The organism is Kitasatospora sp. NPDC054768 (assembly GCF_053612025.1).
In genome coordinates this window covers 33,137-54,840 of record NZ_JBSHBN010000027.1, presented here as the reverse complement: position 1 = coordinate 54,840, position 21,704 = coordinate 33,137, and the positions used below count along the sequence as shown (strand labels likewise).

At 72.7% G+C, this 21,704-nt stretch carries 22 protein-coding genes and 2 pseudogenes; 15 read left to right on the top strand and 9 right to left on the bottom strand.

Annotated features, from left to right (window positions below; translation table 11 throughout):
- Positions 1 to 45 precede the first annotated feature (45 nt).
- From ACWGKU_RS11320 to ACWGKU_RS11310, 3 genes and pseudogenes are all read left to right on the top strand, one after another.
- Positions 46 to 192, top strand: a pseudogene (locus ACWGKU_RS11320) (MarR family transcriptional regulator); the annotation flags it as partial.
- Positions 193 to 286: 94 nt separating this feature from the next.
- A pseudogene (locus ACWGKU_RS11315) lies at positions 287 to 696 on the top strand (MarR family transcriptional regulator).
- Positions 697 to 799: 103 nt separating this feature from the next.
- Positions 800 to 1,033: a hypothetical protein gene (locus ACWGKU_RS11310; RefSeq protein ID WP_401049228.1), complete on the top strand. Its 234-nt coding sequence runs from the start codon at positions 800 to 802 to the stop codon at positions 1,031 to 1,033.
- Positions 1,034 to 1,056: 23 nt separating this feature from the next.
- On the opposite strand, the gene ACWGKU_RS11305 is transcribed toward ACWGKU_RS11310, so the two are convergent.
- Positions 1,057 to 2,169, bottom strand: a complete 1,113-nt coding sequence (locus ACWGKU_RS11305; protein ID WP_452178218.1) for a serine hydrolase domain-containing protein — start codon at positions 2,167 to 2,169, stop codon at positions 1,057 to 1,059.
- Between the two features lie 138 nt (positions 2,170 to 2,307).
- The gene (locus ACWGKU_RS11300) at positions 2,308 to 2,754 is read right to left on the bottom strand and encodes an Lrp/AsnC family transcriptional regulator (protein ID WP_359902968.1); all 447 of its coding nucleotides are present in this window, start codon (positions 2,752 to 2,754) and stop codon (positions 2,308 to 2,310) included.
- Positions 2,755 to 2,847: 93 nt separating this feature from the next.
- Between ACWGKU_RS11300 and ACWGKU_RS11295 the strand changes: the two genes are divergently transcribed.
- Positions 2,848 to 3,657 (top strand): LLM class flavin-dependent oxidoreductase, encoded by an 810-nt coding sequence (locus tag ACWGKU_RS11295; protein ID WP_452178201.1) that lies wholly within the window; start codon positions 2,848 to 2,850, stop codon positions 3,655 to 3,657.
- On the top strand, positions 3,654 to 4,091 hold the full coding sequence (locus ACWGKU_RS11290) for a nucleoside deaminase (RefSeq protein ID WP_401049678.1): 438 nt from the start codon (positions 3,654 to 3,656) through the stop codon (positions 4,089 to 4,091). The genes ACWGKU_RS11295 and ACWGKU_RS11290 overlap by 4 nt, the downstream gene beginning before the upstream one ends.
- On the opposite strand, the gene ACWGKU_RS11285 is transcribed toward ACWGKU_RS11290, so the two are convergent.
- Positions 4,066 to 4,596, bottom strand: a complete 531-nt coding sequence (locus tag ACWGKU_RS11285; protein WP_452178202.1) for a hypothetical protein — start codon at positions 4,594 to 4,596, stop codon at positions 4,066 to 4,068. The two genes, ACWGKU_RS11290 and ACWGKU_RS11285, sit on opposite strands and share 26 nt — an antisense overlap.
- Positions 4,597 to 4,759: 163 nt before the next feature.
- On the opposite strand from ACWGKU_RS11285, the gene ACWGKU_RS11280 reads away from it, so the two are divergent.
- The 4 genes from ACWGKU_RS11280 to ACWGKU_RS11265 all read left to right on the top strand — a co-directional run bounded on the left by ACWGKU_RS11280 (position 4,760) and on the right by ACWGKU_RS11265 (position 9,504).
- Positions 4,760 to 6,526, top strand: a complete 1,767-nt coding sequence (locus ACWGKU_RS11280; protein WP_452178203.1) for a threonine aldolase family protein — start codon at positions 4,760 to 4,762, stop codon at positions 6,524 to 6,526.
- 73 nt (positions 6,527 to 6,599) lie between these two features.
- A complete protein-coding gene (locus ACWGKU_RS11275; protein ID WP_401049683.1) occupies positions 6,600 to 7,178 on the top strand; it encodes an NADAR family protein in 579 nt (192 codons plus the stop codon).
- Positions 7,175 to 8,293, top strand: a complete 1,119-nt coding sequence (locus tag ACWGKU_RS11270; protein ID WP_452178204.1) for a hypothetical protein — start codon at positions 7,175 to 7,177, stop codon at positions 8,291 to 8,293. Before ACWGKU_RS11275 ends, ACWGKU_RS11270 begins: the two co-directional genes overlap by 4 nt.
- A 68-nt stretch (positions 8,294 to 8,361) precedes the next feature.
- Positions 8,362 to 9,504 carry a hypothetical protein gene (locus ACWGKU_RS11265; RefSeq protein ID WP_452178205.1) on the top strand — a complete coding sequence of 381 codons (1,143 nt, stop codon included), beginning with the start codon at positions 8,362 to 8,364 and terminating at the stop codon, positions 9,502 to 9,504.
- A gap of 156 nt (positions 9,505 to 9,660) precedes the next feature.
- Here ACWGKU_RS11265 and ACWGKU_RS11260 read toward each other — a convergent pair whose 3' ends face one another.
- Positions 9,661 to 11,043, bottom strand: coding sequence for a glycine--tRNA ligase (locus ACWGKU_RS11260; protein WP_359902988.1), 1,383 nt, complete (start codon positions 11,041 to 11,043; stop codon positions 9,661 to 9,663).
- A 191-nt stretch (positions 11,044 to 11,234) separates the two neighbouring features.
- Between ACWGKU_RS11260 and ACWGKU_RS11255 the strand changes: the two genes are divergently transcribed.
- From ACWGKU_RS11255 to ACWGKU_RS11240, 4 genes are read left to right on the top strand one after another with little or no spacing between them, the layout of a single operon-like run.
- Entirely contained in the window at positions 11,235 to 12,305 is a 1,071-nt protein-coding gene (locus ACWGKU_RS11255) for a metal ABC transporter substrate-binding protein (RefSeq protein ID WP_452178206.1), read from the top strand.
- A gap of 14 nt (positions 12,306 to 12,319) precedes the next feature.
- On the top strand, positions 12,320 to 13,084 hold the full coding sequence (locus tag ACWGKU_RS11250; protein WP_380348007.1) for a metal ABC transporter ATP-binding protein: 765 nt from the start codon (positions 12,320 to 12,322) through the stop codon (positions 13,082 to 13,084).
- Positions 13,081 to 14,010, top strand: a complete 930-nt coding sequence (locus ACWGKU_RS11245) for a metal ABC transporter permease (protein WP_401047048.1) — start codon at positions 13,081 to 13,083, stop codon at positions 14,008 to 14,010. The genes ACWGKU_RS11250 and ACWGKU_RS11245 overlap by 4 nt, the downstream gene beginning before the upstream one ends.
- Before the next feature lie 35 nt (positions 14,011 to 14,045).
- Complete coding sequence (locus tag ACWGKU_RS11240; protein WP_189918013.1) at positions 14,046 to 14,456, top strand: Fur family transcriptional regulator; 411 nt, start codon at positions 14,046 to 14,048, stop codon at positions 14,454 to 14,456.
- 106 nt (positions 14,457 to 14,562) lie between these two features.
- On the opposite strand, the gene ACWGKU_RS11235 is transcribed toward ACWGKU_RS11240, so the two are convergent.
- The 4 genes from ACWGKU_RS11235 to leuA form a co-directional block, all read right to left on the bottom strand.
- Positions 14,563 to 15,396 (bottom strand): isoprenyl transferase, encoded by an 834-nt coding sequence (locus ACWGKU_RS11235; RefSeq protein WP_401047051.1) that lies wholly within the window; start codon positions 15,394 to 15,396, stop codon positions 14,563 to 14,565.
- A gap of 4 nt (positions 15,397 to 15,400) precedes the next feature.
- The gene (gene recO / locus ACWGKU_RS11230) at positions 15,401 to 16,147 is read right to left on the bottom strand and encodes a DNA repair protein RecO (RefSeq protein WP_401047053.1); all 747 of its coding nucleotides are present in this window, start codon (positions 16,145 to 16,147) and stop codon (positions 15,401 to 15,403) included.
- A gap of 281 nt (positions 16,148 to 16,428) precedes the next feature.
- On the bottom strand, positions 16,429 to 16,974 hold the full coding sequence (locus ACWGKU_RS11225; protein WP_359903002.1) for a TerB family tellurite resistance protein: 546 nt from the start codon (positions 16,972 to 16,974) through the stop codon (positions 16,429 to 16,431).
- 359 nt (positions 16,975 to 17,333) lie between these two features.
- Positions 17,334 to 19,130 carry a 2-isopropylmalate synthase gene (gene leuA, locus ACWGKU_RS11220; protein WP_359903005.1) on the bottom strand — a complete coding sequence of 599 codons (1,797 nt, stop codon included), beginning with the start codon at positions 19,128 to 19,130 and terminating at the stop codon, positions 17,334 to 17,336.
- Positions 19,131 to 19,471: 341 nt separating this feature from the next.
- Between leuA and ACWGKU_RS11215 the strand changes: the two genes are divergently transcribed.
- Entirely contained in the window at positions 19,472 to 20,494 is a 1,023-nt protein-coding gene (locus ACWGKU_RS11215) for a M4 family metallopeptidase (protein WP_401047059.1), read from the top strand.
- 175 nt (positions 20,495 to 20,669) lie between these two features.
- Positions 20,670 to 20,936, top strand: coding sequence for a protealysin inhibitor emfourin (locus ACWGKU_RS11210; RefSeq protein WP_359903011.1), 267 nt, complete (start codon positions 20,670 to 20,672; stop codon positions 20,934 to 20,936).
- Between the two features lie 61 nt (positions 20,937 to 20,997).
- On the opposite strand, the gene ACWGKU_RS11205 is transcribed toward ACWGKU_RS11210, so the two are convergent.
- Positions 20,998 to 21,702, bottom strand: a complete 705-nt coding sequence (locus tag ACWGKU_RS11205; RefSeq protein WP_401055555.1) for an alpha/beta fold hydrolase — start codon at positions 21,700 to 21,702, stop codon at positions 20,998 to 21,000.
- Between the last annotated feature and the right edge of the window lie 2 nt (positions 21,703 to 21,704).

Genomic DNA, 21,704 nt, shown 5'->3' with positions numbered 1-21,704 from the left:
TGCGGCGGATCTGTCGAAAGTCATGCCCGAGCCGCCCCGCGCACGGTGGTCCAGGGCCTCCTGGACCAGCTGCTGGAGCCGCTCGGCGGCCAGGACAGCCCCCGCGCACGGGAGTTCACCCGCGAACTGACCGCCCTGCTCGACGCACCTCTTGATCCGCTGCACGCCGAGAACGACGAGGAGCCGACATGACCAGCACCGCCACCACCGCCACCACCACCGCCACGCCCGCCGAACCCTCCGCGGCCGACGGGCCCGCCGCACCCACCCCGTCAACGGCCGGGTCATCGCCCTGGCCCACTACGCGGCGCGCGCCCTCCTGGAGGACGTGCTGGACCGCCACGGAGCCACCTTCCACCAGAGCGTGACGCTCCGGGTCGTCGCGGTCGAAGGCGGCTCCGTCGCCCGGGACGCGCTCGTCCGCGAGTCACCGGTTCGCTGAAGGCCGACGAGTCCCTGGTCCACGGCGTGATCGGGGAACTGACGGCCGCCGGCCTGTCGGAGCAGGACCCGGCGGATTCCTCCCGGCTGCGCCTCACGGCGGCCGGCCGCGGACTGTACGAGCGCACCACCGCCGAGTCCGCCGGGATCACCGCGCGGCTGTACGCCGGGATCCCCACCGAGGACCTCGCCGTCGCGGGCCGCGTCCTGGCGCGGGTCACGGAACGCGCGAACGCCGAGCCCGCCCGCACCTGAGGCCCCGCACGGCCGTACGGCGAATTCGGACGATTCGAGTGCGGCCGTCGAACGTCCGTGAGATAAAAGTCAGACGCACTCGAACCGGGGGAACGGTGACGTCATGGCTCTCGTCCTGGTGTTCCTGCTCGTGCTCGTCGGCACGGTCGTCGGTGCCACGGTCTTCCTGGTGCTCCGGGAACGCGCTCGCCGGCACCAGTTCGACGACGCCGAGGGCCTGCTGATCGAACAGCAGCGGACCGCCCAGGCCACGCGCATGCGGGCGACGTACTCCAGCATCTCGGTCCACCACGGCACCGGCGTGATCGGCGACGAGGGGAACCACTACCGCTCCTGACGGCTCCCGGCCCGGCGGCCGGCTCAGCGGCACAGGGCGGCGTCCACCACGTCCTCCAGGTGCCGGGTGACGGCGTAGTCGGCCGGAATGGTGGTCACCGCGATGTTCACGGCGCGCCCGTCGTCGGTGGCGCCGCCCCGGGTCTCGTAGCCCGGAATGTCGCCGCCGTGCCCCCAGTAGACCCCGCCGCAGGAGAGCGGCCGGCTGAAGACGCCCAGCCCGGAGCCCATGCCGCTGTCCCCGACCGGGACGGTGGTGCGCATCTGGGCGAGCTGGGCGGCGGGCAGCAGGCGGTCCGGGACCAGCAGTTCGGTGAAGAAGCGGTCGAGGTCCGCGTTGGTGGAGATCATCTGCCCGGCCGCCCAGCCCGCCGACGGGTCCAGCTCGGTGAAGTCGGTCAGCGGCCCGTCGGCGGAGTCCTTGCGGTACCCCTTGGGGTGGGCTTCCCGGATGGTCCGGTCGCCGGCGGCCGGGAAGTAGGTGTGCCGCAGCCCGATGCGCCGGACGATCCGCCGGTCGATCTCCTCGGCGAGCGGCCGGCCGGTCACCCGCTGGACGATCAGGCCGGCCAGCACGTAGTTGGTGCTGCTGTAGCCGAACTTCTCCCCGGGCGCGGAGACGGGCTTCTGCCCGAGGGCGAGGTCCAGCAGCTCCCGGGGCTCGAAGTACCGGTGCCGGAGGGAGGCTTCGTCCAGCAGCCCCTCGTAGTCGGGCAGGCCGCTGGTGTGCTGGAGGAGCTGCCGGACGGTGATGCCGCGTCCGTCCCCTCCCTCGCCGCGGACCAGTCCGGGGAGGTAGGTGTCGACGAAGGCGTCGAGGTCGACCTTCCCCTCCCCCACCAGCTGGAGCACGGCGACGGCGGTGAAGGTCTTGGTGTTGCTGCCGATCCGCACCTGCCCGTCGACGGGGACCTTCGCGCCGGTGGCCAGGTCCCCCACCCCTGCCGTGTAGTCGCGGGTCCGGCCCCGCCCGTCCCGGACGGTCGCGAGCGCGGCGGGCACCCCGTCCGTCCGCACCAGCGCGTTCAGGCCCTGCTGCACGACGTCCGGCGGGGCAGCGGCGGACGCGGCCGACGCCGCGGGCGGTGTCAGCGCCCCGACGGCCGCGGCGGTCGAGAGGGCGAGGGCGAGTGCCATGTGGCGGACACGCGAAGGACGCACGGGTCAACTCCTGTGGGATCGTGGGGATCGGGGACCGCTCCCGGTCACGATCGCCAGTCTGGCCGCGCGGCGGACGGCCGGCCTCCCCCGATCGAGGGAGCACCTCCGCAGGCGTCAGGGCCGGCCGGGTCCCCGCAGGGGCAGTGTCCGGCTGTAGACGACGCTCGTGGTGGTGCTGCCGAAGCCGGCCAGCTCGTCCACCAGGGTTTCCAGGTGTTCCATGGACGTCGCCGCCACCTTCAGGGTGTAGCAGTCGTCGCCGGTGGTGCGCAGGCACTCCAGGATCTCCCGCCGCTCGTCGAGCAGCCGCCGCAGCGGCTCGTGCCGGTTGCCCGGGTACTTCAGCCGGACGACGGCGAGCACCGGGTAGCCGACCTTCGCCAGGTCCACCGTCGCGCGGTAGCCGGTGATGACGCCCAGCGACTCCAGGTTCCGCACCCGTTCCGTGGTCGCCGACGCGCTCAGCGACACCCGCCGTCCCAGCTCGCTGAGCGAGATGCGGGCCTCCCGTTGCAGCTGCTCGATGATCGCCCAGTCGGTGTCGTCAAGATTCACGGCCATGACGCGAATCTACCGGGAGAACCACGGCGATCCGCCGGTCACAGCGGGAGAACCCCGTTCCGTCCGCCATGATCGCGGGGATAGCCTCGAAGCATGCAACTTGGCGTCAACGTACCGAACTTCGGCCCGGGAACCGACCCCGGCGTGCTGCGCGAGTGGGCCCGGACCGCGGAGGGCCTCGGCTTCGACCTCCTCATGGTGTCGGACCACGTGGCGGTGACCCCGGACGTCGCCGAGCGGTACCCGGAACCCTTCTACGAGCCCTTCACCACGCTGTCCTGGCTCGCCGGAGTCGCCCCGAACCTGCGGCTGGGCACGACCGTGCTCATCCTGCCCTACCGGAACCCGCTGCTGGTGGCGCGGATGACGGACACCCTCGACCGGCTCAGCGGCGGCCGGTTCGTCCTGGGCGTGGGAGTCGGCTGGGCCCGCCGGGAGTTCGCCGCCCTCGGCGTGCCGTTCGGCGAGCGCGGCAGACTGACCGACGAGTACCTGAGCACCCTGCGCGACGCCCGGGCCGAGGAGTCCGACCGCCGGTCGGTACCGGTCTGGGTCGGCGGCCACAGCGAGGCCGCGCTCCGGCGGGCACGCCGGTTCGGCGACGCCTGGCACCCGCTGCGGCTGCCCCTCGCCCGGATGCGGTCGGTCCTGGCCGAGCACCCGATGCCGGGGTTCGCGCCCCGCATCGCCCTGCGGCCCACCGGCACGCCGGTCGACGACCCCGAGCGGCCCGCCGGCGTCGGCACCGTCGACCAGATCCTCGACGACCTCCGCCACCTGCGCGATCTCGGCGCGGAGACCGTCGTCCTCGACCCCTACCACGGCGATCCGGAGGAAACCCGTCGGCCGCAGCGGGCCTGGCAGAACCTCACCACCGTGGCCACCCGGTGGAGGGCCGTGTGATCACCGACGCCGACCGGGCCCTGCTGCGCCGCGCCCTCGCCATCGCCGCCCACGCGATCACCCTGGGCGACGCGCCCTACGGCTCCCTGCTCGCCGGCCCGGACGGCGGGATCCTCGCCGAGGCCCACAACACCGTACGGCGCGACGACGACATCACGGCCCACCCCGAACTGAAGCTCGCCCGCTGGGCCGCCCGCGAACTGGCCCCCGGCACCGCCGCGCGCACCACGATGTACACCAGCTGCCAGCCCTGCGGCATGTGCGAAGGAGGCATCCTCCGCTCCGGCCTCGGCCGGGTCGTGTACGCGCTCTCCACCGAGCAGCTCGTCGAGCTCAACCCCGACTCGGGCGCCTGGAGGCCGGTGCCGACGGACGGCCCGGCCCTGCCCGACGAGGCCCGGGCCCCGATCACGGCCTACTACGGTCCGCGCTGAGCCCCGGCCGCGCCGGGCTCCGGCCGCACCGGGCCCGCTCCCGCCGGAGCCCCGAGCGACCCGGGCCCTGGAAGAACAGCAGGAGCCAGCCGCCGGCCGAGAGGACGGCCGCCGACCAGCCGACCACGGCCGCCGGCCGGCCCTGCTCGACCCCCTCGGCCCGCTGGAAGGCGGCGACCAGCGGGGCGATCGTCGCGACCGGCAGGGTGACCCCGACCAGGAGCGCGGTCCTCGGGCCGAACTCCGTCCCGATCACGAGTAGCCCCAGCGCGGCGAGCCCCGCCACGGCTCCCATCGCCGTCCCGGCCACGGTGGCGGCGATCCGGAACACTCTCGGGCGACCGCAGAGGAGTGCCACCGCACAGGGCACCGAGCAGACCGCCACGACCACGTGCACGGGCGCGGCGTGGAAGCCGAACCTCACGACGAAGGCCGCCACCGGCCATACGAACACCGCGACCGCCAACCCGACGAACCCTCGGGCACTCGCAGGAACCGTCACCATGGTCATCCCCCTCCTGGCACGGCATATTTGAACACGTTCAATCCAGCAGGGGTCCGCTCCTCCCGGGCCTCGGCCGACCGCGGCGGGGCCGGTTCCGGAGCCGGAATGTCAGTGCCACCTGGGACGCTCGGTGGCCCGCACCGCCGACCAGGGGAGCCCACCGATGCCGATCCACGTCGCGAGCCGCCGCCGCACGACGGCCTCGCTGACCGCCGCCTTCCCCGGCGCGGAGATCATCGACGTCACCTCCAGGGCGCCGGACCCGTGGGTCCGGCTGAGCCCGTTCCATCCGCACGGCGGCATCCCGGTCCCCTGGAGCGACGGCGTGACCAGCGAGTCCGTGGAAGGCGTCTGGCAGGCCCTCAAGGTCTTCCGGGACGCCGACGTCGACCCCGCGAAGCTGCGCGTCACCTCGATGAAGGGCCTCAAGCGGACGGTGCGCCGGTACGGCCCCGTCCAGGGCCACCGGGCCGGCCTGCACGGCGACCGGCTCCTGCCCTACGAGACGGCCCGCCGCCGCATCTACCTCCCGGCCTACCGCTGGGTCCTCGAACACCGCGCCGCCGATCTGGTCGAGCGGCTCCGGGAGAAGGACGAGGTCGTGCTCCTGGACTACACCACCAACGGCAACGTCGCCGACCCGACCAGCCCGCTCTCCCACGCCGCGCTCATCCGGCTCCACCTGGAGGGCCGTTGGCCCGACGAGGGCGACACGGACGGGCAGCCCCGACAGCCCCGGCCCGGACCGCCCTTCCGGCGCCCGCCCCGCCCTGGGGAAAAGCAGTTGGTCCGACCGCGTCACGAGTTCGACAATCACCGGATGACCGATGACCAGAGCGCGGTCCAGCGGCGCCGCGCGGCCCGCACGACCTGCAAGCGCCTCCTCTCCGGCGACCGCGTCCTCAGCATCCGCGAGCGCCTCGCCCAACTCTCCGCCCTGGACGGCCTGGACGTCCCCCACGACTTCTACGGCAGCGACGGTCCCGTGCGGCAGCTGGAGGAACGGACCGCCGCACTGCTCGGGAAGGAGGACGCGGTCTTCTTCCCCACCGGGACGATGGCCCAGCAGGTGGCCCTGCGCCACCACGCCGAACGCACCGGCAACACGGCGGTGGCCCTGCACCCGCTCAGCCACATCGAGCGGCACGAGCGGCACGCCTACACCCAGCTCACCGGCCTGCGCGGCCTCTGGCCCACCACCGGGCAGCGCCAGCCGACGCCCGGCGAACTCGGCGCGCTGGGCGAGCCGTTCGGCACCCTGACGGTCGAACTCCCCCTGCGCGACCCCGGCTACCTGCTCCCCGACTGGGAGGAGCTGACCGCCCTCGTCGCCGCCGCCCGCGAGGCCGGCGCCCGGGTGCACTTCGACGGCGCCCGGCTCTGGAACACCACGGTCCACTTCGGCAAGCGGCTCGACGAGATCGCCGCCCTCGCCGACAGCGTCTACGTCTCCTACTACAAGGACCTCGGCGGGATCAGCGGGGCCGCCCTCGCCGGCGATGCCGCCCTCACCTCCTACGCCCGCACCTGGCGCCACCGCTACGGCGGCCAGCTCTCCCAGCAGTGGCCGGCCGCCATCGCCGCCCTCCACGGCCTGGACACCGCCCTGCCGCGCATCCCCGGCCTGATCCGCCACGCCGCGTCCACCCTCACCCCGGCGCTGGCCGCGCTCCCCGGCGCCCGCCTGTATCCCGAGGTGCCGCCCACCCACGAGTACCGACTCTGGCTCCCGCACCCGGCCGAGGCCCTGAACGCCGCCCATCTGGCCCTGGCCGAGCAGGAGGGCGTCTGGTTCGTCCCCCACTGGGAGGACGCCGCCCCCGGCCTCGCCGTGGCCGAGGTCAGCCTCGGCGAGCCGGCGCAGGCGTGGACGGCGGAGGAGGTGACGGACGTCGGGCTGCGCTTCCTGGAGCTGGCGGCCAGGGGCTGACGGCGGGGATCCCGCGAGGAGCGCCGCAGTCAAACGGTTCGCGGCCACCACCCCTTTGTGTCAGACTGACGATATGAGCGAGATGCACGTGGGGGACCTGGCCGCCGTCCGCAGCCGCGAGGAGCTGACCGCGCTGATGGCCGACGGGCTGCGGCCGAAGTGGGTGATGTTCTGGGGGCACACCGAGCGCAAGGGCGGTGGCACCCGACAGGAGTGCCTGAGCCAGTGGTGGCCCGGCGAGTTCACCGTCGACGGGCTCACCTACACCTCCGCCGAGCACTGGATGATGGCCGGCAAGGCCCGGATGTTCGGTGACGAGGAGATCGCGCGGCGGGTGCTCTCGGCCCGGACCCCCGCCGAGGCGAAGAAGCTGGGGCGGCTGGTCAAGGACTTCGACGAGAAGGTCTGGACGGCCGGCCGGTTCGAGCTGGTGGTGGCGGGCAACGTCGCGAAGTTCGGACAGGACGAGGCACTGCGCGACTACCTCCTGGGCACGGGCGACCGGGTGCTGGTCGAGGCCAGCCCGCTGGACCGGATCTGGGGCATCGGGCTCGCCGCCGACGACATCCGGGCCCAACAGCCTGCCGAGTGGCGCGGGTTGAACCTGCTCGGCTTCGCCCTGATGGAGGCGCGGGCGCGGTTGGCCGCATGAGCGCGATCGCTCCGCTGCTGGACGGGACGGTGGTGGCCTCGGCCGCCGCCGCCCTGTTCCTGGCGCCGGGGGTGTTGCGGCGGAAGGCCCGGCCCCCGCGGCGAGAAGGAACGTACGGGCCGGAGCCGCTGCTGGCGGCCGTCGTCGCACTGATCCACCTCAACCAGGTACTCGTCGCGGTCTACGTGAACCGGGTGCACCACGGGGACGTCTCCTTCATCGCCCGCCACCTGCCGCCCGGCTGGTTCGACGTGCCCCGCCTGGATTTCCTCGCCGCCCGCTTCCCGGCCCCGGAGCTCCTCGCGCCGTCGGTGCTCCGGGTGCAGGCGTTCCTCGAACTGCCGCTGGTGCTGCTGGCGTTCGTCGCCGTCGTCCGGCGGCTGGACCGCGCGCTGTACGTCCGGTTGGCCCGCTCGCCGTTGATCCCGCTCGCCGCCGTCTCGTACACGGTGGCGTTCTGCGCGGTGGAGTGGGACCTGCGGAACCCGTACACCGTGGACGACCTCGTCCTGCGGGTGCTCGCGGCCTGCCTCACGCCGCCGCTGATCGCCCGGCTGGCCCGACGCGAACCCGAAGCGGACGCCGAGCCCGCCCGCGGCCCGTTCCGCTTCGCGCTCGACCTGTGGGCATACGGCCAGCTGATGCTGGTGCTGTACGACACCGCGCTGCTCTACAACCTCGCCCGGCTCGGGGACCATCTCCCGTCCGCCGCGGCCGCGTTGGCGGTGCTCGTCGCCACCCGCACCCTTCCGCGCCGGATCCCGCGCGGGCGGCCCGGCCCGTACACCGCCGCACTCTCCGGGACGGTCGGCCGGGCACTGGCGCTGTTCCTCGTCCCCGCCCTGTCGATCCGCTACGCGCAGTCCTTCGGCACGCCCGAACTCTCCACCCTGGCCGGGCTCCTGGTGATCGGGGCGGCGGTCCGCCGGGACGCGCCGCTCCTCCTGCCACCCGCGCTCGTGGGCGCGCTGGTCGGATACGCCGTCGCGGCGCTCGCTCCCGGCCCGTACTACGAGGCGACCCTCCTCCGGAGCGCGACCGGCGCACTTCTCGCAACGACCGCCGTCTGCGCGCTCCTTGACACCACTCGGACACGACTGGTCGTGCACTCTTAACTCCCACGCCACATACTGACGCCAGGATGTCACACAGTCAGGGTGCAGATGGACAGGTTGGGGCGATCATGCGCATGCGGCCGACGGCACAATCCGCAGGCCAGCGGCCGGAAGGCGAGCAACAGGCCGAGGAACTCCGCGCAGAACTGGACGAGTTACTCCGTGCGAGCCGCTACGCGGGCCAACGTGAACGGCGCCTGAACGAGGCGATCCGGGCCGCCCCGGGCCGCCAGCGGCCGGACGGGGAGCTGCTGCGCCAGCTCGCCCAGGCCCGCACGCTCCGCGAGGGCCTGGGCGCCCGCTGCCTCCAACTCAGCGACCAGCTGGAGGAGTTGGAGAGCAGGATCAGACAGCGGCAGCAGCCACCGCCGCCACCGCAGCATCAACAGGCACCGGCCCATCAGCAGCCCGCACAGCAGCCACCGCGACAGCAGCAGCCACCTCAGCAGCAGCCGGCGCCCGCCCGCCCCGACCTCGGCGCTCTCACCGAGCGGATCACCGCCCTCCACCGGGCCGGCTCCCTCGCCGAGGCCACCGGGGTGATAGACGCGGCCGCCGCCCGCCTCACCCCCTCCGACGCCGCGCTGCTGGTCGGCATGCTGGCCCGGTACGGTCCGACCGGCGGCTCGCTCCTCCTCGCCCGCAGCATCGCCCGGTCCGCACCCGACCATTCCGTCACCGTGCTCGCCGAGTTGCGCGAACTGGGCCTGGCCGAGGAGGCGGCCGAGGTGTTCCACGCCTTCTGGGGCTACCCGGCCGCCTCCGTCCCCGGCCTGCTCTCCGCGCTGGACCGGGCCGGGCTGGCCGCCGACAGCGCGACGCTGCTCTGGGAGTGGGGGTCCGCGCCGATGCCCGAGCTGACCTCCCTGGCCGCCTGCCTCCAGCAGCACGGCCGGTCCGCCGACGTCAGGACCCTGCTGCGCCAGGCCGCGGGCCGCTCCACCGCCGACCTCGCCGACCTCGCGGCCGGGCTGCCGCCGGCGCTCGCCGCCCTCCTGCTGAGCGAGCTGGCCGTCCTGCGCCCGCCCGTCGAGGTGGTCCGGCTGGCCGCCGCCCTGGACGGCGCCGGCAGTTCCGGGCTCTACGCGCAGCTGCTGGCCGCGCTGCTCGCCGACGAGGCCCGCCACCGCACCACGCTCGCGGCCCTGCGCACCGCCGGCCTCCCGACCCGCCCGCCCACGGCCCCGCGCTCGCGCTGGGGACGGCGGTAGCGGCGGCCGCACGGGAAACGGCCGCGGGACGGACCGGGGACGGCCTGGGCCGGCACTCGGCCCCCGACCCCGCTCCCGACCCGGGTCCCGGACAGCAAGGAGCCCCCGTCCGCCCCACCAGGGCGGACGAGGGCTCCCGGGCCGTGCCGGAGGCTGCTAGCAGCCGATCAGCCGCGCGCCCAGGTACGCCTTGACCTGGTCCAGCGAGACGCGCTCCTGCGACATGGTGTCGCGGTCGCGGACGGTCACCGCGTTGTCCTCAAGGGTGTCGAAGTCGACGGTGACGCAGAACGGCGTGCCGATCTCGTCCTGGCGGCGGTAGCGCTTGCCGATGGCGCCGGCGTCGTCGAACTCGACGTTCCACGCGGTGCGCAGGTCGGCGGCCAGGCCGCGGGCCTTCGGGGACAGCTCGGCGTTGCGCGACAGCGGCAGGACGGCGACCTTGACCGGGGCCAGGCGCGGGTCGAGCCGCATGCCGACGCGCTTCTCCATGACGCCCTTGGCGTTCGGCGCCTCGTCCTCGAAGTAGGCGTCGATCAGGAAGGCCAGCATGGCGCGGTTGAGGCCGGCCGCCGGCTCGATGACGTACGGGAAGTACCGCTCGCCGGACTCCTGGTCGAAGTACTTCAGGTCCTGGCCGGAGGCCTCGCTGTGCACCCGCAGGTCGTAGTCGGTGCGGTTGGCGACGCCCTCCAGCTCGGAGAACTCGCTGCCACCGAAGTTGAAGCGGTACTCGATGTCCACCGTGCGCTTGGCGTAGTGGGAGAGCTTCTCCTTCGGGTGCTCGAAGAAGCGCATGTTCTCGGTGCGCAGGCCGAGGCCGACGTACCAGTCCCAGCGCTGCTGGAGCCAGTACTCGTGCCACTGCTCGTCCTCGCCCGGCTTGACGAAGAACTCCATCTCCATCTGCTCGAACTCGCGGGTCCGGAAGATGAAGTTGCCGGGGGTGATCTCGTTGCGGAAGCTCTTGCCCGTCTGGGCGATGCCGAACGGCGGCTTCTTGCGCGAAGTGGTCTGGACGGCCTTGAAGTTGGTGAAGATGCCCTGGGCGGTCTCCGGGCGCAGGAACGCCAGGCCGCTCGCCTCCTCGGTGACACCGAGGTGGGTCTTCAGCATGCCCGAGAAGTCCTTGGGCTCGGTGAACTGGCCCTTGGTGCCGCAGTCGGGGCAGTTGACGTCCTGGAGACCGTTCGGCGGCGGGAAGCCGTGCTTGGCCTCGTACTTCTCCTCCAGGTGGTCGGCCCGGTGGCGCTTGTGGCAGGAGAGGCACTCGGTCAGCGGGTCATTGAAGGTGGCGACGTGACCGGAGGCCTCCCACACCTCGCGGGCGAGGATCACCGACGAGTCGAGTCCGACGACGTCCTCACGGGCCTGGACCATCGCGCGCCACCACTGGCGCTTGATGTTCTCCTTGAGCTCGACACCCAGCGGCCCGTAGTCCCAGGCGGCACGCGTGCCGCCGTAGATCTCGCTGCAGGGGTAGACGAAGCCACGGCGCTTGCTCAGGCTGACGATCGTGTCGATCTTGTCGGCGGCCACAGTGCTCTCTTCAGTACGTACGGCACGGTCAGGGCACGGCTGGTTGCGCGTACCCGAATACCTCAGGTTACCGGCCCTACGGGTACGTGATTCAAATCGGTATCGTCCGGCCGCCCCCACCCTCCGTCACCTTCCGTTCACCCGTCCGAGTGATTTGACAATCATTTCCATGTGAGATGAGAATGATTGTCATGATGATCGGACTGCCTCGACTCGGACTGTCTCGCCGGACCCGCCGCTCCATGGCCCTCGGCACCACCGCCCTCGCCGCCTCCCTCGTCCTCACCGCCTGCGGAGGCAGCAGCAGCGCCGACAGCGGCACGGGCAAGCTGAAGGTCGTCGCCTCCTTCTACCCGATGGAGTACCTGGCCCAGCAGATCGGCAAGGAGCACGTCGCGGTCACCGACCTGACCGCCGCCGGCGTCGAGCCGCACGACCTGGAGCTCACCGCCAAGCAGGTCGGCACGGTCCAGAAGGCCGACGCGATCATCTACCTCAAGGGCCTCCAGCCCACCGTCGACCAGGCCGTCGCGCAGTCGTCCAGCAAGCACAAGATCGACGCCACCGCCGCCAGCCCGCTGGTCGACCACCACCTCGACGAGGGCACCGGGGACGCCGACCACGGCGGCGACGGCCACGGGACCGACGGCCACAAGCACGAGGACCCGGCCGGCGACCCGCACATCTGGCTCGACCCGACCCGCTACGCGGCGATCGCCAAGAGCGTCGGCGACGAGTTCGCCAAGGCCGACCCGGCCCACGCCGAGGACTACCGGAAGAACACCGACGAGCTGGTCACCAGGCTCACCGCGCTCGACCAGGAGTTCCGGGACGGGCTGAAGGACGCCAGGACCCGGACCTTCGTCACCAGCCACGCCGCGTTCGGCTACCTCGCCGACCACTACGGCCTCACCCAGGTCGCCATCAACGGCGTCGACCCGGAGTCCGAGCCCACCCCGGCCCGCCTCGCCGCGGTGCAGAAGGCCGCCAAGGACAACGGCGTCTCCACCGTCTTCTTCGAGACCCTGGTCAGCCCCAAGCTCGCCGAGACCGTCGCCAAGGACCTCGGCCTCAGGACCGCCGTCCTGGATCCGCTGGAGGGCGTCAAGGACCCGTCCAAGGACGACTACCTGACCGTGATGAAGCAGAACCTGGCCAACCTGCGGGCCGCCCTCGGTGCCCCGTCCGGGACCGCCCCGACCGGCACCGCCCCGACCGCCCCCGCCGGGACCGACGCCGCCACCCCCGCCCCCGCGAACTGACGGGACCGAGCACCATGACCGACCCGATACCCCCGGCCGTCCGCCTCCGTGACGCCGTCGCCTCGCGCGGCGGCCGGCCGGTGCTGCGCGGCGTCGACCTCACCGTCCGGCCCGGAGAGGTCGTCGCCCTGCTGGGCGCCAACGGCTCCGGCAAGTCGACCACCGTCAAGGCCGTGATCGGGTCCGTCCCGCTGGAGCACGGCACCCTGGAGCTGTTCGGCACCCCGTTCCGCTCCTTCCGCGCCTGGCACCGGATCGGGTACGTCCCGCAGCGCACCACCGCCGCCTCCGGCGTCCCCGCCACCGTGCGCGAGGTGGTCTCCACCGGACGGCTGCCGCAGCACCGGCTGCTGCCCTTCCGCCGCAAGGACCGCGAGGCGGTGGACCGCGCGCTGGCCGCCGTCGGCATGCTGGAGCGGGCCTCGGACGGCGTGGCCGACCTGTCCGGCGGCCAGCAGCAGCGGGTGCTGATCGCCCGCGCCCTGGTCGGCTCCCCCGACCTGCTGATCATGGACGAGCCGATGGCCGGCGTCGACGCCGCCAGCCAGCAGGTGCTCGCCGACACCCTGCGCACCGAGGTCGGCCGCGGCGCCTCCGTCCTCCTCGTGCTGCACGAACTCGGACCGCTGGAACCGCTGATCGACCGCGCCGTGGTGCTGCGGGACGGCTGCGTCGCCCACGACGGCCCGCCCGTGCCCAACACCGGCCTGCACGCGCTGCCCGGCCACGACCACGTCCACCCGCACGCCGACCTGACCCCGCCGAGGCTGCTCGCATGACCGAGATGCTGTCCTACGACTTCATGCAGCGGGCCCTGCTCGCCGCCGTCCTGGTCGGGATCACCGCCCCGGCCGTCGGCATCTACCTGGTGCAGCGCCGCCAGGCCCTGATGGGCGACGGCATGGGCCATGTCGCGATGACCGGCGTCGGCCTCGGCTTCATCTTCCAGACCAGCCCGGTCTGGATGGCCGTGCTGGTCTGCGTGCTCGGCGCCGTCACCATGGAGCTGGTCCGCTCGCGCGGCAACCAGCGCGGCGACATCGCCCTCGCGATGCTCTTCTACGGCGGCATGGCCTGCGGCAAGCTGCTGGTCTCGATGTCCGCCCAGGCCGGGGCCGGCTCGCTGGAGAGCTACCTGTGGGGCTCGATCCTCACCGTCGCCCCCGCGGACCTGGCCACCATCGCGGTGCTCGGCACGGTGGTCATCGCGGTCACCGTCGGCCTGCGCCGCCAGCTCTTCGCGATCTGCCAGGACGAGGACTTCGCCCGGGTCACCGGCGTGCCGGTGCGCACCCTCAACCTGCTGCTCGCGGTGATGGCCGCGGTCACCGTCACGGTCGCCATGCGGGTGGTCGGGCTGCTGCTGGTCAGCGCACTGATGGTGGTCCCGGTGGTCGCCGCCCAGCAGCTCACCCGCTCCTTCGCCGCCACCCAGGCCGCCTCGATCGCGCTCGGCGTGGTCGTCTCGCTGGCCGGCGTCACGGGCTCCTACCAGCTCGACGTGCCCTCCGGCCCGGCCATCGTGCTGCTCGCCATCGCGGTCTTCGCGGTGTTCAGCCTGCTCGCCGCGCCACTGGCCCGACGGCGCCACCGCGGCACGGGCGAGAACGGACCGAAGGTGTGCGACGTCGAACTGCCGGGGCAGGCCGTCTCCGGGCCGTCCGGCACGACCACCCCTGAGCGGCGGGCCGGGCTGGCACAATGATGTGCGAGACGCCCACGACCCCAGGAGGACCCACGGTGACCACCGCAGGCCCGTCGCCGCGCGCCCGCTCGACCCGGCAGCGTGCCGCCGTCTCGGCAGCCCTGGACGAGATCGCGGACTTCCGCAGCGCGCAGGAGCTCCACGACCTGCTCAAGCACCGCGGGGACTCCGTCGGTCTGACCACGGTCTACCGCACGCTCCAGTCGCTCGCGGACGCCGGTGAGGTGGACGTGCTGCGCACCGCCGACGGCGAGGCGGTCTACCGCCGGTGCAGCAGCGGGCACCACCACCACCTGGTCTGCCGGCACTGCGGCGCGACCGTCGAGGTGGAGGGCCCCGCGGTGGAGCGCTGGGCCAACTCGGTCGCCGCCGAGCACGGCTTCAGCGACATCGCGCACACCCTGGAGATCTTCGGGACCTGTGCGGAGTGCGCCAAGAAGGCCTGAGCCGCCGACACGAAGGAGAGGACCCGCCGGGCAGATCCCGGCGGGTCCTCTCCTTTTCGTCCGGCACGGCCGTCGCGTCCGGCACGGCCTCGGGACCGTACGCCCGTCAGCGCTGGGACGGCACCGGCGCGCCGACCTCGTTGGGGATCGCCCCGCCGAAGCGCCGGTCGCGCATCGCGTACTGCTCGCAGGCGCGCCACAGGTCACGGCGGTCGAAGTCCGGCCAGAGCACGTCCTGGAACACGAACTCGGCGTAAGCCGACTGCCAGAGGAGGAAGTTGGAGGTGCGCTGCTCGCCGCTGGGGCGCAGGAAGAGGTCCACGTCCGGCATGTCCGGGTGGTACATGTACCTGGCCAGGGTCTTCTCGTTGACCTTCTTCGGGTCGAGCTTCCCGGCCGCGACGTCCTGGGCGATCGCCTGCGCCGCGTCGGCGAGTTCGGCCCGGCCGCCGTAGTTGACGCACATGTAGAGCGTGACGGCGTCGTTGTCCTTGGTCTGCTCCTCGGCGACCTGGAGCTCCTGGACGACGCTCTTCCACAGCTTGGGCATCCGGCCCGCCCAGCGGATCCGCACGCCCATCGCGTCCATCTCGTCGCGGCGGCGGGCGATGACGTCCCGGTTGAAGTTCATCAGGAACTTCACCTCGTCGGGCGAGCGCTTCCAGTTCTCGGTGGAGAACGCGTACAGCGAGATGTTCTTGACGCCGAGCTCGATGGCGCCCTTGAGGACGTCCAGCACCACGGACTCGCCGACCTTGTGGCCCTCGGTGCGGGGCAGCCCGCGCTCCTTGGCCCAGCGGCCGTTGCCGTCCATCACGATCGCGACGTGCTCGGGGACCAGCTCGCCGGGGATCTTCGGGGGCTGTGCGCCGCTGGGGTGCGGGGTCGGGGGGACGTACGTCCGCTGCTTGCCGCCGCCGAAGAGCCGTCGCGCTGCCATGTGCTCACTTCTCCACGTATCTCATCGAGCGGATGCCCCGCTCCAGGTGCCACTGCAGATAGGCCGCGACCAGGCCGCTGCCCTCCCGCCAGTACCGCGGCTCGCAGGCGTCGGCCGTCCGCCAGTCCCCTGACAGCAGCGCCCCGAGCAGTACCAGTGTCTCAGGGGAGGGTACGGCACATCCGGGCACTCGGCAGTCCCCGCAGAGCACCCCGCCCGCGGGGAGGGAGAAGAAACGGTTCGGCCCTTCCAGGCCGCATTTGGCGCAGTCGGTGAAGCTCGCGCCGTACCCGTTCACCGCGAGCGAGCGCAGCAGGAAGGCGTCCAGTACCAGGTGCGACTCGTGCAGCCCGGCCGCCAGCGTGCGCAGCCCGCCGACCAGCAGCAGGTACTGCTGGACGGCCGGCTCGCCCTCGTTCTCGGCGAACCGCTCGGCGGTCTCCAGCATCGCGGTGCCGGCCGTGTAGCGGCCGTAGTCGGCGACGATCGGGCCGCCGTACGGCGCGATGGTCTCCACCTGGGTGCAGAGCGGCAATCCCCGGCCGATCAGCTCACTCCCCCGGCTGAAGAACTGCACGTCCACGTGCGAGAACGGCTCCAGGCGGGCACCGAACTTGGACTTGGTCTTCCGCACCCCGCGCGCCACCGCCCGCACCTTGCCGTGCTGGCGGGTCAGCAGGGTGATGATCCGATCGGCCTCGCCGAGCTTCTGCGCCCGCAGCACGACGCCGTCGTCCCGGAAAAGACTCATGGGGACCATTCTCCCCCACCGCCCGCCGGCGCCGGACAGCCGTGTTGCCCGCACCGGCGGCCGTGGGGGAGGCCATGCGGTGCGGGTCACGGCGGGCCCGGGGTGGGGAGTCCAAGGCCCGTTGTGGGGGATTCGGAGATGGTCTGCGGATTCCGGAGGTCAGGACGGTGCTCGGCGGGCGGTGGTGGTGGCCGGTGATCACGAGCAGTGATCGTGAGCGGTGATCGTGAGCGGTGAGAGGTGGTCGGCGAGCAGCGCTGCGGGCGGGCCGGCGGGCGGCGCTACTTGTACGGGGTCCTGGTCGCCGCCTCCAGCAGCGCCCCGACCCGGGACTTCGGCAGGTCCAGGCAGCCCCCGACCGCGGCGAGCGCGTCGCGCTCCTGCGGCAGGTAGCGCCCGTCCGCCAGGGCGATCGCCGCACCCTGCAGCAGCAGCCGCTCGCGGCCGTGGTGGGCCAGGTGCGGGGTGAGCGGTTCGAGCACCGCGTGCAGTTCGACGGCCAGTCCGCCGGACATCCCCCGGGCGTCGTGGAGTTCGCCGCCGAGCCCGGAGAGCGCGGCGAGCGCGGCCAGCACCTGGGCCTCGCCGCAGTCCTCGAACCCGGCCTCGCGGACCGCCGCGCAGGCCGCGTCGCGGGCCGCCCGGTGGGCGGTGCCGCCGGCCGCGAGCAGGGCCAGCGCGATGGTGTACTGGGCGTCCCGCAGCATCGCGCCGAGGCGCACGCTGGTGGGCTGCTCCAGGCTCTCGACGCCGTACCGGCCGTGGCAGCTGGTGCACTGCACACTGCCGATCACCGGGCCGAGCGGGACCACCGGGGTCCCCAGCAACCGCAGCCACCGCCGGCCGTGCTGCCGACGGTAGTTGCGGTCCCCGCCACAGCCCGGGCAGAAGAAGTCACCGAGAACGTCAGTCCGCCACCGCGGGCGAACACCCCACAACCTGGTCACGGCGCCACTCCCCAGACATGGCAGGCGGCCTGCTCGACAATGGGCAGGTCACGCGACCGGACACCGAGGCCGTCCCACCGACCCGGCTTTCCGGTGGATCGATGTTGCCACGGTTACCGGCACGTGTCAGTACCTCGAACGGCTTCCGATTCGAAAAAATGTGGCGCAGGACACAACCCCAGGCCGGCACGGCGAAGGGCCGCCCCGCGGGACGGCCCTTCGCACACCACCCGTTCGAATTAGCCGCGCTGCGAGCGGTTGACGGCGCTGATCATGGCCTTCAGCGAGGCCAGCACGGTGTTGCCGTCGATGCCCACGCCCCACAGCACCTTGCCGTCCACCGCGCACTCCACGTACGCGGCGGCCTGGGCGTCGCCGCCCTCGCTCAGCGCGTGCTCGGCGTAGTCCAGGACGCGCACGTCCACGCCGATCCGGGCCAGCGCGTCGGCGAAGGCCGAGACCGGGCCGTTGCCGGTACCGGTCAGGGTGGTCGGGACGCCGTCCACCAGGGCCTCGGCGGTCAGCGCGTCCCGGCCGTCCTCGGTGGTCAGGGTGCGCGAACCGCTCAGCGAGATCCGGCCCCACGGGTTGTCGGTGGTCGGCAGGTACTCGTCCTCGAAGACCCGCCAGATCTCGGCCGGGCTGACCTCGCCGCCCTCGGCGTCGGTCTTGGCCTGGATGATCCGGGAGAACTCGATCTGCATCCGGCGCGGCAGGTCCAGCTTGTGGTCGTTCTTCAGCACGTACGCCACGCCGCCCTTGCCGGACTGGCTGTTGACCCGGATGACCGCCTCGTAGGTGCGGCCGACGTCCTTCGGGTCGATCGGCAGGTACGGCACGCCCCAGGTGTGCTCGTGCACCGGTACGCCCGCGGCCCTGGCGTCCGCCTCCAGGACGTCGAAGCCCTTCTTGATGGCGTCCTGGTGCGAGCCGGAGAAGGAGGTGTACACCAGGTCGCCGGCGTACGGGTGGCGCGGGTGCACCTCCATCTGGTTGCAGTACTCGGCGGTGCGGCGCACCTCGTCGATGTCGGAGAAGTCGATCTGCGGGTCGATGCCCTGCGAGAACAGGTTCATCCCCAGCGTCACCAGGTCGACGTTGCCGGTCCGCTCGCCCTGGCCGAACAGGCAGCCCTCGATGCGGTCGGCACCCGCCATGTAGGACAGCTCGGCGGAGGCGACGGCGGTGCCGCGGTCGTTGTGCGGGTGCACCGACAGGCAGACGAACTCACGGCGGGACAGGTGGCGCGACATCCACTCGAACTGGTCGGCCTGGACGTTCGGGGTGGCCCGCTCGACGGTGGCGGGCAGGTTCAGGATGATCTCGCGGCCCTCGCCCGGCTGCCAGACGTCCATGACCGCCTCGCAGACCTCCAGCGCGAAGTCCAGCTCGGTGTCGACGAAGATCTCCGGCGAGTACTGGTAGCCGAAGACGGTGTCGTCGCCCAGCAGCTTCTCCGCGTACTCCATCACCAGCCGGGTGCCCTCGGTGGCGATCGCCCTGGTGGCCGCCCTGTCGTTGCGGAACACCACCCGGCGGAACAGCGGCGCGGTCGCGTTGTACAGGTGGACGGTCGCCCGCGGGGCGCCGACCAGCGACTCCACGGTCTTCTCAATCAGCTCCTCGCGGGCCTGCGTCAGCACCGAGATGGTGACGTCCTCGGGGATCGCCCCCTCCTCGATCAGCGAGCGCACGAAGGCGTGGTCGGTGGCCCCGGAGGAGGGGAAGCCGACCTCGATCTCCTTGTAGCCCATCTTCACCAGCAGGTCGAACATCATGCGCTTGCGGGCCGGCGACATCGGGTCGATCAGCGCCTGGTTGCCGTCCCGCAGATCGGTGGAGAGCCAGCGCGGCGCCTTGGTGATCACCTTCTCCGGCCAGCTGCGGTCCGCCAGGTCGACGGTGCCGAACGGCAGGTAGCGCCCGTGACGCATGCCCGAGGGCCGCTGGCGCACCGAGGCGGCGGTGATCGGGGTGGGGCGGTCGACGAAGGGACGGCCGGCGGGAACGGACGCGGCGGAGTTCTGCTCGGTCATGGAGGTGACTCGGCTTCCTGTGATGCGTGGTGCGGGCGGGTCGGGAGGGGTCAACACCTGGTCGACACCGACTGGCCGGCCTCGGCTGCCGCTCGCGATACACCAGTGGATCGCCGATCGCGCGCACAGCTCGTTCCCCGCGGCGAGGGTGCCGGCCCGGTGGACTACAGGCCCTCGACGCGGCAGCTAAGAAGAAGCAGCCCGTTGCGCATGATGGCCCCAGCGTAACCCAGCGCCGCGCGCCCCCGAAGTGATCCGGGCTTCCGTTCCACTCCTTGAGACGTCGACCGGTCATGCCGAAGGTGGTGACAACCGGTCATCGAGGCCTCACCCTGGGCCACATGACTGCAGCAGTACCGATCTGCACGATCGTCCCGCCGTACGTCCTGGACCGCCTCGCCGAGGCCGGCCACGAGCCCGCCGTCCACTCCCTGGCCCTCGACGCGGCGCACCGCGCGGCCCGACTCTCCCCGCCCCCGCCCGTCGCCGCCGCCCCGGGCCTCAACCGGGTGATCTACGACGCCGGACACGGCCAGCGGCTGCCCGGGCGCAGCGTGCGCACCGAGGGCCGCGGCGCGTCCTCCGACAGCTCCGTCAACCACGCCTACGACGGCCTCGGCGCCACCTTCGCGCTCTACGCCGACGTCTTCGGCCGGCACTCGATCGACGACCGGAACCTGCGGCTGGACGCCAGCGTCCACTACGGCCGCGACTACGACAACGCCTTCTGGAACGGCCACCAGATGGTGTTCGGCGACGGCGACAACGTGGTGTTCGGCGACTTCACCGCCTGCATCGACGTCATCGGCCACGAACTCACCCACGGCGTCACCCAGTTCACCGCCGGGCTGGACTACCAGGACCAGCCCGGCGCGCTCAACGAGTCGGTCTCCGACGTCTTCGGCTCGCTGGTCAAGCAGTACTCGCTGCACCAGAGCGCCGCCGACGCCGACTGGCTGATCGGCGCCGGGCTGCTCGCCCCGGGCGTGCAGGGCGTGGCGCTGCGCTCGATGAAGGCGCCCGGCACCGCCTACGACGACCCGCAGCTGGGCAAGGACCCGCAGCCCGCGCACATGCGGGACTACGTGAACACCTCCCAGGACAACGGCGGGGTGCACATCAACTCCGGCATCCCCAACCACGCGTTCTACCTGCTGGCCACCGCGCTCGGCGGCTCGGCCTGGGAGCGCGCGGGGCGGATCTGGTACGACGCGCTGACCGGGCGCACGCTGCCCGCCGACGCCGACTTCACCGCCTTCGCCCGGGCCACCGTGGCCGCCGCCAAGGCCCGCTACCCCGACGACCGGTCGGTGGTGGACACCGTCACGGCCTCCTGGGCGCAGGTCGGGGTCAGCCCGGGGTGACCCTCCGGGGGCGCGGCCCGCGGGGCTCGCCCGGAGCCCCAGGAGCCCGTCCGGAGCCCGTCCGGAGCCACCGGAGCGAGCCTGAAGGGTGGTTGAGACCGGGTTGAGGCGGGCTTAAGGTCACGGTCCGGGAAAAGCCCGGCAAACCCCCTCCCTGCGTAGCACCATGGACACCATGCGTATCCAGGTGACCCGGACCGGCGGTTTCGCGGGGCTCGTCCGCCAGGCGGAGATCGACACCGCCGACCGCACGGACGCCCCGCACGTGCACGCGCTCGCCCGCGAGGCCGTCGCGGGCGGGCTGCGCGCGCCCTCGTACGGGGTGCCGGACGGCTTCCACTACGAGATCACCGTCGACGGCCGGTCGGTGTACTGCGCCGACCCGAAGCTCACCGACTCGCAGCGCGAGCTGATCTCCCTGGTGCTGCGCGAGGGCGCGTAGCACCGGGGTCGCGCGGCAGGGCCCGCCCGCGGAGCGCGGAGGACCCGGCGGCCCGGGAGGGTCAGAGCCAGCCGTCGAGCGCGGCCAGGAAGCCGGCCGGGTCGTCCCGGTGGACGGTGTGGCCCGAGCCGGGCACGGTGCGCACCTCGAAGCCCCGGGCGCGCAGCGCCCGGGCGCTGGACGCGTCCACCAGCAGGCTGCGGTCGGCCAGCACCGCCAGCGAGGGCACCGCCGGCCGGGTCGGCAGGTCCGAGCGCTGGTCGGCCAGGGCCCACGCCGAGTCCTCGTCCCAGGCGGCCGCGGCGGCGAGTTCGGCGTCCACGTCGTCCGGCTCCCAGCTCGGGCTGAGCGCGACGATCTGCTCCCGGGTGAGGTGCCTCAGCTCCGCCATCACCCGCGGGTCCATCCCGGTCTGGGCGAACCGCCAGGCCGGATCGACGTACACCGCGCGGGCCGGCTCCAGCCGTTCGACCGCGCCCGCCAGCGCGATGCCGCCCAGCGAGTGGCCGATCGCGAGCTCGACGCCGGTCGGCAGGTTCTCCACCAGGTCGTCGGAGTACGCCTCCAGGGGGTAGCGCTCCAGCGGGCTCCCGCCGGTGCCGCGCGGGCTGCGCCCGTGCCCGCGCAGGTCCACCGCGAGCACCCGGTAGCCCCGCTCGGCCAGCGCCGGACCGATCAGCCGCCAGGTGCGGTGGTCGGACATGATGCCGTGCACCAGCACGGCCAGCCGGTCCCCGCGGCCCCACTCCCGGGTGTGCAACTTCATCG